The following is a 14,164-nucleotide window of genomic DNA, read 5'->3' on the forward strand; positions in this document are numbered from 1 at the left end:
CCGGCCGAGAATGGCGGGCGGTGGATGCCTTCGGTAGGGATATTTCGGGCAAGATGAAGGGGATCAGTCCCTGGACCAAAGGCTGAGAAGGTCCGGGCCATGTGCCGAGGTCGAGACGAGGCGCAGGCGCGGCGCGGAGGCAAGCCGGGCGAGGCCGAGCCCGCCGATCGCGGCGCGGCCGTCGGCGCCGAGCGCGAGGCCGGCGGAGAAGAGCGCGAGCTCGTCCACGAGATCGGCCTTGAGGAGCGCCGCGGCGAGCTGGCCGCCGCCTTCGCAGAAGACGCGCGTGAGGCCCGTCAGTCCGAGTGTGGCGAGCATCACCGCCGGATCGAGCCCGTCGGGCGTCTCGGCGCATTCGATGAGCCGGGCGCCGACAGATGCCCAATGTGCGCGCCGCGCCTCGGGGGCGACGGGGCCGTGCAGCAACCAGAGCGGCACCTCGCGCGCGGTGCGGGCGAGATTGCCGTCCGCGGGCAGGTCGAGGGTGCGGGCGGCGACGATGCGGACCGGCTGATGCGTCACGCCGAGGCCACGCACGGTAAGCGTCGGATCGTCGACCCGCGCGGTGCCCGCACCGACGAGCACCGCGTCGTGGGCCGCGCGCATTGCATGAACCTTCGCCCGCGCCTCGGGGCCGGTGATCCACTGGCTTTCGCCGGACGCCGTGGCGATCCGCCCGTCGAGGCTGGTCGCGAGTTTCAGCGTCACCATCGGACGGCCGAGCCGGACGCGGTTCAGGAAGCCTTTCTGCAGCGCGGCCGCCTCGGCCGCCATCACACCGGTCGTTATGGCGGTCCCCGCCGCCCTCAGCATCGCATGGCCGCGCCCCGCGACGCGGGCGTCCGGATCTTCAAGCGCCGAGACGACGCGCGCGACACCGGCAGCGATCAACGCCTCCACGCAGGGCGGGGTCTTGCCATGATGGGCGCAGGGTTCGAGGCTGACATAGACGGTGGCGCCCCGCGCTGCGGCGCCAGCCTCGGCCAGCGCCACTGTCTCGGCATGTGGCCGGCCGCCGGGCTGGGTCCAGCCGCGCCCGAGGACGCGGCCTTCCTTGACGATGACGCAGCCCACCGCGGGATTGGGCCAGACCCGGCCAAGCCCGCGCCGGGCGAGGCCGAGGGCATGGGCCATGTGCCGCAGGTCGTCGGCGCTCACTCTTCCGCCGCGCCGGCCGGGCGCAGTTCGGAGACGAACTTGTCGAAATCGTCGGCAGCCTGGAAGTTCTTGTAAACGCTAGCAAAACGCACATAGGCGACGGTGTCGATCCGCGCCAGCGTCTCCATCACGATCTCGCCGATCGTCTTCGACGGGATGTCGGTCTCGCCCATGCTTTCGAGCCGCCGCACGATGCCGGAGATCATCTGGTCGATGCGCTCGGGGTCGATCGGGCGCTTCTGCATTGCGATCCGGATCGAACGCTCAAGCTTGTCGCGGTCGAAATCCTCGCGCTTGCCGGAGGACTTGATCACCACGAGGTCGCGGAGCTGGACCCTCTCGTAGGTGGTGAAGCGCCCGCCGCAGGCCGGGCAGAAGCGGCGGCGGCGGATCGCGACGTGATCTTCGGCAGGCCGTGAATCCTTAACCTGCGTATCGACATTTCCGCAAAACGGACAGCGCATTCCCTTCCCCTCGGCCCAGATCCCTTCTTATCCACAGGTACTATAGGCGTACCTCTAGGATTTGGGTAGGGGGCAATTGGCGCCACCAGATACCGGAAATTGGACCTTTACCGCAAAGAGGCGCAAGCTGTGTCCCTTCCCCGCGCTCCAGCGTGAGAGTCGCAGGGTCAAGGATGGAGGACACAATGACCGTCGCCCGCGTCACCGAAATCTCCGCCACCTCCGACAAGAGCTTCGAGGATGCCGTCAACCAGGGCATCGACCGCGCCTCAAAGACGCTGCGCGGCGTCACCGGCGCCTGGATCAAGGAGCAGAAGGTCACCGTCTCCGGCGGGTCTATCGCCAGCTACCAGGTCAACATGATGGTGAGCTTCGTTCTCGACGACTGAGCTAGCGGCCGAGCCAGGCCACGACCTCGCGCGCATGCGGCGCGCGGCGGTGCTCGAAGAGGTAGACGCCCTGCCAGGTACCGAGCGCCGGGCTTCCGGACAGGACCGGGATCGACAGGCTGACCGGCAGGAGCGCGGCCTTGATATGGGCCGGCATGTCGTCCGGCCCCTCGTAGGTGTGCGTCAGGTAGGCCATCGCCGGATGGTCGGAGGGCGGCACCAGCCGGCGGAAGAACTCGGTGAGGTCGCGCCGGACCTCGGGGTCGGCGTTTTCCTGGATCGCGAGCGAGCAGGAGGTGTGGCGCACGAAGAGCGTGAGCAGCCCGTCGCCTTGCCCGGCACAGAAGCCGCGCACGCGGTCGGTGAACTCGTAGAGGCCGGGGCCGCGGGTGGCGATCGTGAAGGTCTCGTGCCGGCTCATCGCGCGGGGCTCGGGCGACGCGCGGGACGAGCGGGGATGCGGGCGGAGCGTCGGGTCATGCCCGCACTATAGCGCCCGTCCCGGGGGTTGCCAGCGCCGTGGCTATGCCCCGGCCGCCGCTGCGTGAGCGATCCGGCGGTAACCGGCCTCACCATGCCAGAACCCGTCCGAAAACGGCACGCCGAGTTCCAGCGCGTCGAGCCGGGCCCCGGCGTCGTCGGGGCCGATCTCGCCATCGGCAAGCAAGCGGAACACCTTGGCCACCGCCACCATGTCCTGCTTCTGCGGCCCGAGCCTCAGCGCCGTCACCCCGAGCGTGACCATGTCGGGCACCGCCCCGGAGAGGTTCACATAACTCCGCGACATGGTCTGGATGCCGTTCACGATCAGGAAGGCCTTGCCGTCCATCGTGTCGAGCTCCATGCCGTCAGGATCCTCCTCGCAGACGAACTGGCAGTTGTCCTTGGTCCGGCCATGCGCGCGGGCGTGGTAGCAGCGCGCCGAGAGCGCGAGCGAGGCGCGGCCGAAGACCTGGACCTCCGTCCCGACGCCGAGCGCCTTTGAGCGCGCGGCCAGTACGGCGACCGAGGCGCGCGGCAGTTCCGCGGGCAGCGCGAAATGGGTGGCCCCCCTACCTGCGAGGAAGGCCATCGTCTCCTCGTTGTAGACGTTCATGTAGGGCCCGACCCGGTGCGGCCTGCCGCTGAGATGGAGGAGTGCCGCGGCGTTGTTGGCCTCGACCTCGCGCCCGTCCTCGCCGGCGCAGAGCCCCTCGGTCGCCTTCCGCTCCCGCTTCAGCATGATCTCGGCGAGCGAGGAAAAGACAACGCGCTTGCCCGCGCGTTCCAGCCGGTCTGCGATCTCGGGCAGGTCGGCCTCGAAGAACGGCGCGCGTTTCGAGCAGATCACCTCGCCGAGATAGACGGTATCGACCGGCGCCTCGTCGGCGATCCGAGCGTAGAAGTCGCGCCGGGCCTCGGCGGACCAGTGGAAGGGGATCGGCCCCAGCGTCAGTTCCATGTTCACCGCCATGTCTTGGTCTTGAAGGCGCCCTGGGTCTCCTTCTGGCCCTCGGTGAGCGCCAGAAGGTTGGCAAGCTCGGGTTCGCGCCCGGCGCGGATCGCGTCGACCGCGGCACGGAAGGCCGCGACGACCTGGCGCACATAGGCGCGCGACCGCTGGCGGCCCTCGATCTTGAAGGCGTGGACACCGGCCGCCATCAGTTCCGGCAGCAGCCGAGAGAGGTTGAGGCTGATCGGCTCCTCGAAGGCGTAGTAGCCGTCGGGCCGGCAGGGGGCGCGGTAGCGGCCCTTGCAGATCGTCGGGTAGCCCGCCGTCTCGTCGGGCGCGAAACGGTCGATGGTGAAGGCGCCGAGCCTCGTCGACATCGAGCCGTCGGCCTCGCGCCGGTACTCGACATCGTTCGCGGGCGAGCAGACGCCGTCCATGTTGGTCGAGAGCCCGGTCGCGTAGTTCGTCAAGGAACAGCGCCCCTCCACCATGAGCCCGTGGTTGCCGAAGATGAAAGTCTCGATCTCGCAGGGGATTTCGGCGGCGAGCGCGCGGATCTCCGGCACGGTCAGGATCCGCGGCAGCACGACGCGCTTGATATCGAAAGCCTCGACATAGTAGCGGATCGCCTCTGGGCTGGAGGCCGCGGCCTGGACCGAGAGGTGCAGGCGCTGGCCGGGATGGGTGCGGCGGATCCAGTCGGCGACGCCCATATCGGCGACGATCATCGCGTCGACACCGTATTTCGCGCCGAGATCGGCCGCCTCCTGCCAGAGGCCGAACTTGCCGGCCGGCGGGAAGGTGTTGAGCGCGAGGAGCACTTTCGCGCCCTTCCGGTGGGCATAGGCGACGCCTTCGGCCATCTCGTCGGGCGTGAAGTTCAGCCCCGGGAAGTTGCGCGCATTGGTGGCGTTCTGAAAGCCGCAATAGACCGCGTCGGCGCCGGCGTCGACGGCGGTGCGCAGAGCGGCCGGCGTCCCGGCGGGACAGACGAGTTCGGCGGTGGTCATGCCCGTGCCTCCTTATGGCGCGCCCGTTCTCCGGCCCGGCGCATCGCCGTCAGCGCCGCTCGGCCCGGCGCGCCGAACATGCCCGCGACCCGCTCGGCGATCGAGCCGTCGATGTCGTCGAGCGCGTTGCGCAAGGAGACCACCGCCTCGGTATTGCCCTCGATCACCAGCGCGCGCGAGAAAAACAGCGCATCGCCGTCGAGATCGGCGTCGATCAGTTCCAGAAGGTCGAGGAACTTGCCCGAGATATGCGCGGCGTGGGGCGGCAGCGCGCGGCGCGACACGGCGCGCAGGATCGGCTGCTCGCGGTCGGGGCGCAGGTGCAGCGCGAAGGGAAGGTTGATGGGGTCGATGATGTAGTCCGCCCCGACCCAGGGGCCGAGGCGGTTGAACATCGACGGGTTCTCGGCTGCGACCCGGCGCACGATCCGCGATAGGATCGGCTGCAGAGGGAACAAAGGCAGCGGAAGCGGGATCATGCGGGCGGGGCGACCGGACTCGGGGGCGTTCATGGGGCCCGGGTATCATGGATGGCGCGGCGCCGACTTGATGTTTGTCAAGTTCGCCGCTCCGGCAATAGTGACCCTGCCCCCGGCGGCTTCATGCTAGGCTGCAGTTTTGGCAAGCCGGAACGGAGCATCAGATGACCCGACTGACCGCACAGGATTTCAGCCCCGAACTTCTCGAGCTTTACGACTTTTACGCACATGGCATGATTACCAAGCGCGAATTCCTTGATCGGGCAGGGAAATACGCCGTCGGCGGCCTCACCGCGGCGGCGCTCCTGTCGATGATGAGCCCGGATTACGCGCTGGCCGAACAGGTCAGCTTCAACGATCCCGAGATCCGGGCCGACTATGTCACCTACCCCTCGCCGAACGGCCACGGCGACGTGCGCGGCTATCTGGTGCGGCCTTCCGCCGCGGAGGGCAAGCTGCCCTCGGTCGTGGTCGTGCACGAGAATCGCGGGCTCAACCCCTATATCGAGGACGTCGCGCGCCGCCTCGCCAAGGCGGGCTACATGGCGCTCGCGCCCGACGGGCTGACCTCGGTCGGCGGCTATCCCGGCAACGACGACGAGGGACGCGCGCTGCAGAAATCCGTGGATGGAACGAAGCTGATGAACGACTTCTTCGCCGCCATCGAGCATCTGATGGCGCACGAGGGCTCGACCGGCAATGTCGGCATCGTCGGCTTCTGCTATGGCGGCGGGGTCTGCAACGCGGCCGCGGTGGCCTATCCCGAACTTAAGGCGGCGGTGCCGTTCTACGGCCGCCAGGTGGCGGCGGAGGACGTGCCGAAGATCAAGGCCGCGCTGATGCTGCACTACGCCGGGCTCGACGAGCGGATCAACGCGGGCTGGCCGGATTACGAGGCGGCGCTGAAGGCGGCCGGGACGGACTACCAGGCGTTCATCTACGAGGGCGTCAACCACGGCTTCCACAACGATTCGACCCCGCGCTACGACCAGGCGGCGGCCGAACTCGCCTGGGAGCGCACGCTCGCCTTCTTCGGGGAAAAACTCGGCTGAAGATGGGCTCGCCCCGCTGACGCGGGGCCTAGCCTGCCATCCGGCCTCAGCGCCGCCGCTCGCGCAGCTTGCGGCGGAACTCGCAGAGACCCAGGGCATGGCCCGCCGTAATCCCCGCGCCTGTGGCGCCGAGCACCGCGAGGCCGGTGGAACTTGCCGCCGCATCGGATCTCAACGTGAACCGGATCCCCTCGCCGGCACGGCGCGGCGGTTCGGAGGCGCGGTAGATCAGTTGCGTCGGATTGAGCTTCAGCACCCGGATCGCGTAATCGCCCGCGGCGCACCAGAAATCCGACGGGCCGCCCCGGCCGCGCCAGGGCACGAAGAAGCTGTCGGGCCCCTCGGGCTGAACGACGAGCCCGTTCTGGGAGATAAAGGCCGAGGCAGGCGTCGCCGCGAGGGCGATGACAGTGGCATAGGCGGTTAGAGTCAGGCGCATCGTTTCTCTCCGTGTCGTCCCGCGGATATTGGCATGGACGGCGGGCGGGGTCGATCATGCTCGCGTGTTTTGGCGCCAATATCCCGTGCCGGGCCGCGAAATGAGCGGCGTGGGTCTCGGCTCGGCGAGAGCGGCGTGGATTTCCCGCATTCACAATGGGGCCGGGCACTTCGGGAGGGACGCACCCGAAGGGCTGACGACGCAGGTTCTCGCGAGCGCGCCCGCTCTCCGCGCAGGAACCAGCCGCCAACCTAGTCGTCGCGGTCGAAGGCGCCGGCCTCAAGATCATCCAACCACCGCAGGAAGTTGGTCGCGGCGGGAGATGCGGTTTCACGCGCAAGCTGTGCAATCGCTCGGCTTCAGTCTTGAAGTCCCGCCAAACGATGCGACAGGGCGGATACGAACGCAATGCGCGCATGTGGCGCGCCATATCTCCTGCCAGCGGATCCGTCACGGATTCCGGCTTCCAAAGTCGGCCATCGCTCTACGAAAGCTCCCGACATAGACGGGAATTGCTCGAACCAAGACTCCGCCGTCAAACCGATCAGAAGGTGCAACTCAGCGACGTCGGAGGCAGAAATCTCCTTGGTCGGCCACCATTTGTCCTCAAGCCCGCCCGGTGCAAGTTTCGTACGAAACCAGCAGGTCTCGGGCTCCACACGCCCCTCGGGAAGCGGCAAGTTGAGATGAGGTTGCGTGAAAAGTTCTATACAGAACTTTCCCTCATACAGCCCCTGCCCCCCCCCGATACAAAGGAAGTCGGAGAAGTCGGGACGCTCCCGGCGGAACCGTCGTCGCCTCGCAGTGAATCCCCTGCTTTCGAGCAATGGCGTCAGATGCGAGGCGACAACATCATCAAGCGTCACTGCGGTCGTGACATCCGGCGTTCTTCATTTCCGCGCAGCGCCGTTCGATCCCGCCTACCCTCACTGATCGAGGAAGCTCCTGAGCTTCCGGCTGCGGCTTGGATGTTTCAGTTTCCTGAGCGCCTTCGCCTCGATCTGGCGGATCCGTTCGCGGGTGACCGAGAACTGCTGACCCACCTCCTCGAGCGTGTGGTCGGTGTTCATGCCGATGCCGAAGCGCATCCGGAGCACCCGCTCCTCGCGCGGCGTCAGCGACGCAAGCACCCGTGTCGTCGTCTCCTTCAAGTTCTCCTGAATGGCGGAGTCGAGCGGCAGGATCGCGTTCTTGTCCTCGATGAAATCGCCGAGCTGGCTGTCCTCCTCGTCGCCGATCGGCGTCTCGAGCGAGATCGGCTCCTTGGCGATCTTCATCACCTTGCGGACCTTCTCGAGCGGCATCTGCAGCTTCTCGGCCAGTTCCTCGGGCGTCGGCTCACGGCCGATCTCGTGCAGCATCTGGCGGCCGGTCCGCACCAGCTTGTTGATTGTCTCGATCATGTGGACCGGGATGCGGATCGTGCGGGCCTGGTCGGCGATCGAGCGGGTGATAGCCTGACGGATCCACCATGTCGCATATGTGGAAAACTTGTAGCCGCGGCGGTACTCGAACTTGTCCACGGCCTTCATCAAGCCGATGTTGCCTTCCTGAATGAGATCAAGGAATTGCAGCCCGCGGTTCGTGTACTTCTTGGCGATGGAGATGACGAGGCGCAGGTTCGCTTCGACCATTTCCTTCTTGGCCTGGCGGGCTTCCTTCTCGCCCTTCTGGACCTGGTTCACGATGCGGCGGAACTCGGAGATGTCGACGCCGACATACTGGCCGACCGTCGCCATCTCGTTGCGAAGCCCCTCGACCTTGTCGCTCGACTTCTCGATCAGCGTCTGCCAGCCGCGGCCCGACTTCTCGGCCATGCGGTCGAGCCAGGTCGGATCGAGCTCGTAGCCGCGGTATTCGTCGATGAACTCGCGGCGGTTGATGCGGGCGGCATCGGCAAGCTTCACCATGTTCGAATCGATCGACATGATCTTGCGGTTGATGCCGTAGAGCTGGTCGATCAGCGCCTCGATGCGGTTGTTGTGCAGGTGAAGCTCGTTCACCAGCACCACGATTTCCGAGCGCAGTTTCTGATAGGCGGTCTCGTCGGCGATCGAGAAGCTGTCGTCCTCGTTCAGGGTCGCCGACATGCGCAGGTCCTGCATCTCGGACAGCGTGACGTAGTCGTGGGCGATGTTCTCGAGGATCTCGAGCACGCGCGGCTTCAGCGCCGCCTCCATCGCCGCGAGCGACATGTTGGAGGCGTCGTCTTCGTCGTCGTCGTCACGGCTGATCGGGTTGCCGTCGGCATCGAGTTCGGGCTCCGCTTCGGCCTTGCGCTGCGGCTGGGCGTCGCCCCCGTCGACAACCGGCGCCTCCATCTCCTCGTCATCGTCGTCGAGCGAACGGCCGAACGTGGTCTCGAGGTCGATCACGTCGCGCAGGAGAATGTCCTCGCTCAGAAGCTCGTCGCGCCAGATGGTGATGGCCTGGAAGGTCAGCGGGCTTTCGCAGAGCCCCGCGATCATCGTGTTGCGGCCCGCCTCGATGCGCTTGGCGATGGCGATCTCGCCCTCGCGGGAGAGCAGCTCCACCGTGCCCATCTCGCGCAGGTACATCCGTACCGGGTCGTCGGTGCGGTCGAGCGTCTCGCCCGAGGAGGTGGCGATCGCCACCTCGCGCGAGGTCGAGGCTTCCACCACGGCGCCGCTGCTGCCGCCCTCGCCCTCCTCGGCCTCATCGTCCTCGATGACGTTGATGCCCATCTCGGAGAGCATCGACATCACGTCCTCGATCTGCTCGGAGGAGACCTGTTCGGGCGGAAGCACCTGGTTGAGCTGGTCATAGGTGATGTAGCCGCGCTCGCGCGCGTCGGCGATCATCTTCTTGACCGCGGCCTGGCTCATGTCGAGCGAGTGTTCGCTTTCGTCGGTGTCGGGCTTCTGCTCGTCGGTGTCCTTGGCGGCCATAGGGGCTCCTTCAGAGGTCGGGCGACTCGGTGGACGAATCGGTTCCCGGGTTGTAGCGAATCGTGAGCGCGAATCACAGGGGGCGCGGCCGCGCCCAACGCGTCGGGCTCAGCGTTTCTTCTTCTCCCAGGCGGCGCCGTCGATCAGGCGCTGGAGCTGGGCCGACAGGGCGGCGCGGTCCTCGCCCATGTCGCTGGTATCGTCGAGCTTGGAGCGGTCGGCGCGGTGCCGCGCCTCGGCAGCCTGGCTCAAACGCCAGGTCAGGCCCTCATCGACAAGGCCGGTCAGGTCCTCCATCGCATCCTCGATCTCGGCTGCCGCGCCACGGCGCGCCTCGAGTTTGGCAAGCTCCTCGGCGAGGCACATGGTGGCCAGTTCGGAATTGGCGGCGTTGCGCACGGGAGGGGCGCTCTGGACGTGGGCGAGGCCCATGAGCTTTTCAAGGTCGGGCCCGGCTGTGTCCTCGATTTTTCTGCGAATAATCGCGCTGTCCGCAGCCGCCGCGCCCTCGTGGGCGGCGGCGATGAGCGCGTTCAGGAGGCGCTCGTGGCCGGGGTCGCGCATTTCGACGGTCTCGAGCTGGCTCTCGAAGCGGGCGACGCAGGCGGGGTGAGTGATGGCGATGGCAAGGATCATCGCCTCGCGGAGGTAATCCTCGACCTCGTCGCCGGGCGCGGCGGCGAGCAGCGAGGCGCGGGTCGCGGGCAACGGCTCGGCCGTGGCGGGCCGCCACTTGCCGCCCGGACCGCCGCCGGGGCGGAAGCCGGATCCGGCGCGGTCCCCTCGGCGCGCGGTGCCGAAAAGCTCCCAGCGCAGACGCTTGATCTCTTCGCCGTAATGGGCGCGGATCGAGGGATCGGCGATACGCTTGATCGCGGCGCGCAGGGACTTGTCGAGGGTGGCCTTGCGTTCGGGGCTGTCGAAGACGCGGCCTTCGGTCTCGCGCCGCCAGAGGAGGTTCACCATCGGCTGCGCCTCGGCGACGAGGCCCGCCATCGCCTCGCGGCCGCGGAGCTTGATGAGGTCGTCGGGGTCCATCCCCTCGGGCAGGATCACGAACCTGAGCCCCTGCCCCGCTTCAAGCAGAGGAAGCGCCAGATCGACGAGACGGGTGGCGGCACGGATCCCGGCGGCGTCGCCGTCGAGCATGATCAGGGGCTCGGGCGAGAGCCGCCAGAGGAGCCGGAGCTGGTCCTCGGTGATCGCGGTGCCGAGCGGGGCCACCGCGGCCTCGAACCCGGCGCCGACCAGCGCGATCACGTCCATGTAGCCCTCGGCCACGATCAAGGGCTGGCCCTTCCCCGCGGCCTCGCGCGCGGGGCCGTGGTTGTAGAGGCTGCGGCCCTTGTCGAAGAGTTCGGTCTCGGGCGAGTTCAGGTACTTGGCGTTGTCGTTCGGGTCCATCGCCCGGCCGCCGAAGGCGATGCAGCGGCCGCGCGCGTCGCGGATCGGGAACATGATCCGGTTGCGGAACGTGTCGTAGGGCGCCTTGCCCTTGGTGCTCGGCCGGGCGAGGCCGGCGCCGAGGATCAGGTCCTCGGCGATGCCGCGGGCCCTGAGCGCATCCCAGAGCCCCTGCCAGCCCTCGGGCGCGAAGCCGATCTCGAAGCGGTCCTGCGCCGCCTCCGAAAGCTTGCGGCGGGTGAGGTAGTCGCGCGCTTCGGCGCCGGCGGCGGTCTTCAGTTGCAGCCGGTAGTGGCGGACCGCCTCCTCCATCACCTGCGCGAGTTCGGTGCGGCGGTCGGCGCGTTCGGCGGCCTTCGGATCCCGCGCCGGCATCTGCATCCCGGCATCGCGGGCCAGCGCGTCAATCGCTTCCATGAAGCCCATGTTCTCGGTCTCGCGCAGGAAGGAGACCGCGTCGCCCTTCGCGTGGCAGCCGAAGCAGTAGTAATAGCCCTTCTGGTCGTCGACATGGAACGAGGCGGATTTTTCCTGGTGGAAAGGGCATGGCGCCCAGAGATCGCCCTTGGCCTGGTTCGACTTGCGCATGTCCCAGGTGACCTTGCGCCCGACCACGCGCGAGAGCGACGTGCGGGTGCGCAGTTCATCGAGGAAGCCGGGAGGGAGACTCATGGGCCGACTATATCGGCATTGCGGGTCGCCGGGGCAAGAGACTTGGCCATCCGCACCGGGAGGTCACGGCAGCGCGCGCGCGAGCATGATCTCGCAGCGGCCGCAGGACGGGCCCTGCGCTTCGCTGGCCGGAACCGGCGCGAATCCGACCTTCGCGTAGACCTCCTGTGCCACCCGGTTCGCCGCGCCGACCTCGAGCCGCATCTCGCGGATCCCGGCCGCCGCCGCATCCGCCAGCGTGGCGACGATCAGCGCCGGCGCATGGCCGCGCCCGCGCGCGGAGGGTGCCACGAAGACCGAGGTGAGCCAGCCGCGGGTCTGAAGTTCGGTGTCGCGGGACCAGCTGGCCGAGCCGACCGGCTCCGCGTTGTCGAAGGCAAGGAAGACCGGGTTGGCCGCGATCTGCGCGGCGAAATCGGCGAGCGGCCGGCTTTCCCACTCGGCATGCCGGGTCGAAAACGCCTCGGGCGCTGTGGCGAGCGCGAGAAGCCGGATCCGGCGCCAGAGTGCGGCCTCCTCCGGGGTGATCCGCCGCACCGTCATTCCGGGTGAACAGGCGCCTTGTGCGAGGGCGCGACATAGGGGCGGGTCACGTCCTTCAGCGTGAGGTCGAGACATTCGACCTCGGCCGCGATCGCGCCGTCGCCCGCGAGCGTGAGTTCGACTCGTCCCGCGCCGTCCGCGCCGGGATGCCAGGCGATGGAGAGAAGCGACAGAACGGTCGACTTGTCGGTGCGGTCGATGCCCTGCGAGGCGACCCCGGTCACGCCGCCGATCACCAGAAGCGCCCGCACCCGCTCGTAGGGCCGGCCGCGCGCCTCGGCGGCGCTGCGGTCCTCCCAGCGGAAGCGGTTGACGAGCAGCGCAAGACGGCGCGCCTTCGGCTGCCAGCTCATGTCGGTGATTGCGAAAACCGCATCCTGCACCAGCGCCGAAATCACCGGCACGTCTTCGGCGGCTTCGGCCTTGAGATGGAGCGGGCGCTCGGCCGCGTCCTCGAACCGTGCGTCTTCGCCCATCACTCGCCCTTCACCCGTTCGATCCGCGCGCCGCAGGCCGAGAGCTTCTCCTCGACCCGTTCGTAGCCGCGGTCGAGGTGATAGACCCGGCTGACCACGGTCTCGCCCTCGGCGCCGAGCCCGGCGAGGATCAGCGAGACCGAGGCGCGCAGATCCGTCGCCATCACCGGCGCGCCCTTCAGCCGCTCGACCCCGTGCACGGTCGCATGGCCGCCGTGAACCTCGATCTCGGCGCCCATGCGCATCAGTTCCGGGGCATGCATGAAACGGTTCTCGAAGATCGTCTCCTCGAGCACGCTGGTGCCCTTCGCAGTGGCCAGAAGCGCCATCATCTGCGCCTGAAGATCGGTCGGGAAGCCGGGGAAGACCTCGGTCTTCACGTCGACCGCGCGCGCCCGGCCGTTCGACCGCGCGACCTTGAGGCCCAGCTTGGTCTCGCTGACCTCGATCCCGGCGCCGTGGAGCTTCTCGCAGAAGGCGGGCAAGAGGTCCATGCGGCCGCCGATCAGCTCGACCTCTCCGCCGGCGATCGCGGGCGCGATCATGTAGGTGCCAAGCTCGATCCGGTCGGCGACGACCGGATGGGTGGCGCCATGAAGCCGGTCGACGCCCTCGATGGTGATCGTGTCGGTGCCCTCGCCCTCGATATGGGCGCCCATCGAGTGCAAGCACTTCACCAGATCGACGATCTCGGGCTCGCGCGCGGCATTCCTGAGGACCGTCGTGCCCTTGGCGAGCGTTGCCGCCATCACCACGTTCTCGGTCGCGCCGACCGAGGCGAACCGCTGCTCGATCACCGCACCCTTCAGGCCGCGCGGCGCCACCGCGTGCAGATAGCCGTCCCTCAGCTCGATCTCGGCACCGAGCGCCTCGAGCCCGGCGATGTGGATATCCATCGGCCGCGCCCCGATGGCGCAGCCGCCAGGCAAGGACACGACCGCCCGCCCGGCACGCGCCAGAAGCGGCCCGAGCACGAGGTTCGAGGCGCGCATCTTGCGGACGATGTCATAGTCAGCGGTGAGGTTGTCGAGGTCATGGCTCGACATCGCCAGCACCCGGCCCTCCTGCATCGAGCGGACCTCGGCGCCGAGCGATTCGAGAAGCGTCGTCATCGTCTTGATGTCCGAGAGCCTCGGCGCGTTGGTGAGCGTCAGCGGCTCGTCGCTCAGGAGCGTGGCCGGCATCAGCGCGAGGCAGGCGTTCTTGGCGCCGGCGATCGGGATCTGGCCCCTGAGCTCGGTGCCGCCGGTGACGATGATCGAATCCATGCCTCAGCTTTCCTTTTCATTCCCGTCGGGCTTGGCGGCGCGGGCGCGCGCCTGCGCCTTGCGGCGGGCGAGATTGGCCTTGAGCGCCGCCTTGAGCCGCGCCTCGCGCGTCTCCTCGCCTTTCGGGGGCGGGGATTTCGGGGATTTCCTGTCCATGGCGCCCTCTCTACAGCGGACTGCAGAAAGCGTCCAGATTGCCCTTGCGCGGGGCGAAAATTGCGTCTAACACCCGCCCCACGCAAACGGGCTGCGGTAGCTCAGTGGTAGAGCACTCCCTTGGTAAGGGAGAGGTCGAGAGTTCAATCCTCTCTCGCAGCACCATCAAACATCCGAAGTAACAGCACTTTACGGCGACCTCCCGTGCGGGCAAGGCCCGTGCAGGCCGCGACCGTCCCGCCCCCTTGGCGATCTGCATCCCCAGTCCTCGTTCTATTGTCCGACCGGAGAACGCGATTGCGCCCGGCCGTGC

General features: G+C 67.9%; 15 protein-coding genes and 1 tRNA gene. 3 read left to right on the plus strand and 13 right to left on the minus strand.

Going from position 1 to position 14,164, the window contains the following annotated elements; translation table 11 throughout:
• Nucleotides 1-63: 63 nt before the first annotated feature.
• Together ribD and nrdR are read right to left on the minus strand one after the other, a co-directional pair.
• The gene (ribD, locus tag OEZ60_RS19255; protein ID WP_263339876.1) at nt 64-1,134 is read right to left on the minus strand and encodes a bifunctional diaminohydroxyphosphoribosylaminopyrimidine deaminase/5-amino-6-(5-phosphoribosylamino)uracil reductase RibD; all 1,071 of its coding nucleotides are present in this window, start codon (nt 1,132-1,134) and stop codon (nt 64-66) included.
• Nucleotides 1,135-1,154: 20 nt separating this feature from the next.
• Nucleotides 1,155-1,622 (minus strand): transcriptional regulator NrdR, encoded by a 468-nt coding sequence (gene nrdR / locus OEZ60_RS19260; RefSeq protein ID WP_263339780.1) that lies wholly within the window; start codon nt 1,620-1,622, stop codon nt 1,155-1,157.
• A 185-nt stretch (nt 1,623-1,807) separates the two neighbouring features.
• Between nrdR and OEZ60_RS19265 the strand changes: the two genes are divergently transcribed.
• Nucleotides 1,808-2,011: a dodecin family protein gene (locus OEZ60_RS19265; RefSeq protein ID WP_263339783.1), complete on the plus strand. Its 204-nt coding sequence runs from the start codon at nt 1,808-1,810 to the stop codon at nt 2,009-2,011.
• 1 nt (nt 2,012) lies between these two features.
• Here OEZ60_RS19265 and OEZ60_RS19270 read toward each other — a convergent pair whose 3' ends face one another.
• The 4 genes from OEZ60_RS19270 to ubiT all read right to left on the minus strand — a co-directional run bounded on the left by OEZ60_RS19270 (nt 2,013) and on the right by ubiT (nt 4,932).
• Nucleotides 2,013-2,432, minus strand: a complete 420-nt coding sequence (locus OEZ60_RS19270; RefSeq protein WP_263339786.1) for a secondary thiamine-phosphate synthase enzyme YjbQ — start codon at nt 2,430-2,432, stop codon at nt 2,013-2,015.
• Nucleotides 2,433-2,534: 102 nt separating this feature from the next.
• Nucleotides 2,535-3,464 carry a ubiquinone anaerobic biosynthesis protein UbiV gene (ubiV, locus tag OEZ60_RS19275; protein WP_263339791.1) on the minus strand — a complete coding sequence of 310 codons (930 nt, stop codon included), beginning with the start codon at nt 3,462-3,464 and terminating at the stop codon, nt 2,535-2,537.
• Complete coding sequence (gene ubiU / locus OEZ60_RS19280; protein ID WP_263339794.1) at nt 3,455-4,453, minus strand: ubiquinone anaerobic biosynthesis protein UbiU; 999 nt, start codon at nt 4,451-4,453, stop codon at nt 3,455-3,457. The genes ubiV and ubiU overlap by 10 nt, the downstream gene beginning before the upstream one ends.
• Nucleotides 4,450-4,932 (minus strand): ubiquinone anaerobic biosynthesis accessory factor UbiT, encoded by a 483-nt coding sequence (gene ubiT / locus OEZ60_RS19285; protein WP_263339796.1) that lies wholly within the window; start codon nt 4,930-4,932, stop codon nt 4,450-4,452. Before ubiT ends, ubiU begins: the two co-directional genes overlap by 4 nt.
• 164 nt (nt 4,933-5,096) lie before the next feature.
• Between ubiT and yghX the strand changes: the two genes are divergently transcribed.
• Entirely contained in the window at nt 5,097-5,984 is an 888-nt protein-coding gene (yghX, locus tag OEZ60_RS19290; RefSeq protein ID WP_263339798.1) for a YghX family hydrolase, read from the plus strand.
• Nucleotides 5,985-6,030: 46 nt separating this feature from the next.
• On the opposite strand, the gene OEZ60_RS19295 is transcribed toward yghX, so the two are convergent.
• The 7 genes from OEZ60_RS19295 to OEZ60_RS19325 form a co-directional block, all read right to left on the minus strand.
• Nucleotides 6,031-6,423 (minus strand): hypothetical protein, encoded by a 393-nt coding sequence (locus OEZ60_RS19295; RefSeq protein ID WP_263339800.1) that lies wholly within the window; start codon nt 6,421-6,423, stop codon nt 6,031-6,033.
• A 926-nt stretch (nt 6,424-7,349) separates the two neighbouring features.
• A complete protein-coding gene (gene rpoD / locus OEZ60_RS19300) occupies nt 7,350-9,332 on the minus strand; it encodes an RNA polymerase sigma factor RpoD (protein ID WP_263339802.1) in 1,983 nt (660 codons plus the stop codon).
• A gap of 108 nt (nt 9,333-9,440) precedes the next feature.
• Nucleotides 9,441-11,408 carry a DNA primase gene (gene dnaG / locus OEZ60_RS19305; RefSeq protein WP_263339804.1) on the minus strand — a complete coding sequence of 656 codons (1,968 nt, stop codon included), beginning with the start codon at nt 11,406-11,408 and terminating at the stop codon, nt 9,441-9,443.
• Between the two features lie 63 nt (nt 11,409-11,471).
• Nucleotides 11,472-11,951 carry a GNAT family N-acetyltransferase gene (locus tag OEZ60_RS19310; protein WP_263339806.1) on the minus strand — a complete coding sequence of 160 codons (480 nt, stop codon included), beginning with the start codon at nt 11,949-11,951 and terminating at the stop codon, nt 11,472-11,474.
• The gene (locus tag OEZ60_RS19315; RefSeq protein ID WP_263339808.1) at nt 11,948-12,427 is read right to left on the minus strand and encodes a DUF2948 family protein; all 480 of its coding nucleotides are present in this window, start codon (nt 12,425-12,427) and stop codon (nt 11,948-11,950) included. Before OEZ60_RS19315 ends, OEZ60_RS19310 begins: the two co-directional genes overlap by 4 nt.
• A complete protein-coding gene (gene murA, locus OEZ60_RS19320; protein ID WP_263339811.1) occupies nt 12,427-13,695 on the minus strand; it encodes a UDP-N-acetylglucosamine 1-carboxyvinyltransferase in 1,269 nt (422 codons plus the stop codon). Before murA ends, OEZ60_RS19315 begins: the two co-directional genes overlap by 1 nt.
• Before the next feature lie 3 nt (nt 13,696-13,698).
• Entirely contained in the window at nt 13,699-13,851 is a 153-nt protein-coding gene (locus OEZ60_RS19325) for a hypothetical protein (RefSeq protein ID WP_263339813.1), read from the minus strand.
• A gap of 90 nt (nt 13,852-13,941) precedes the next feature.
• Between OEZ60_RS19325 and OEZ60_RS19330 the strand changes: the two genes are divergently transcribed.
• A tRNA-Thr gene (locus OEZ60_RS19330) sits at nt 13,942-14,016 on the plus strand.
• Nucleotides 14,017-14,164 lie beyond the last annotated feature (148 nt).

Origin of the sequence: Albidovulum salinarum (assembly GCF_025673475.1) — a bacterium.
Lineage (GTDB): Bacteria > Pseudomonadota > Alphaproteobacteria > Rhodobacterales > Rhodobacteraceae > Albidovulum > Albidovulum salinarum.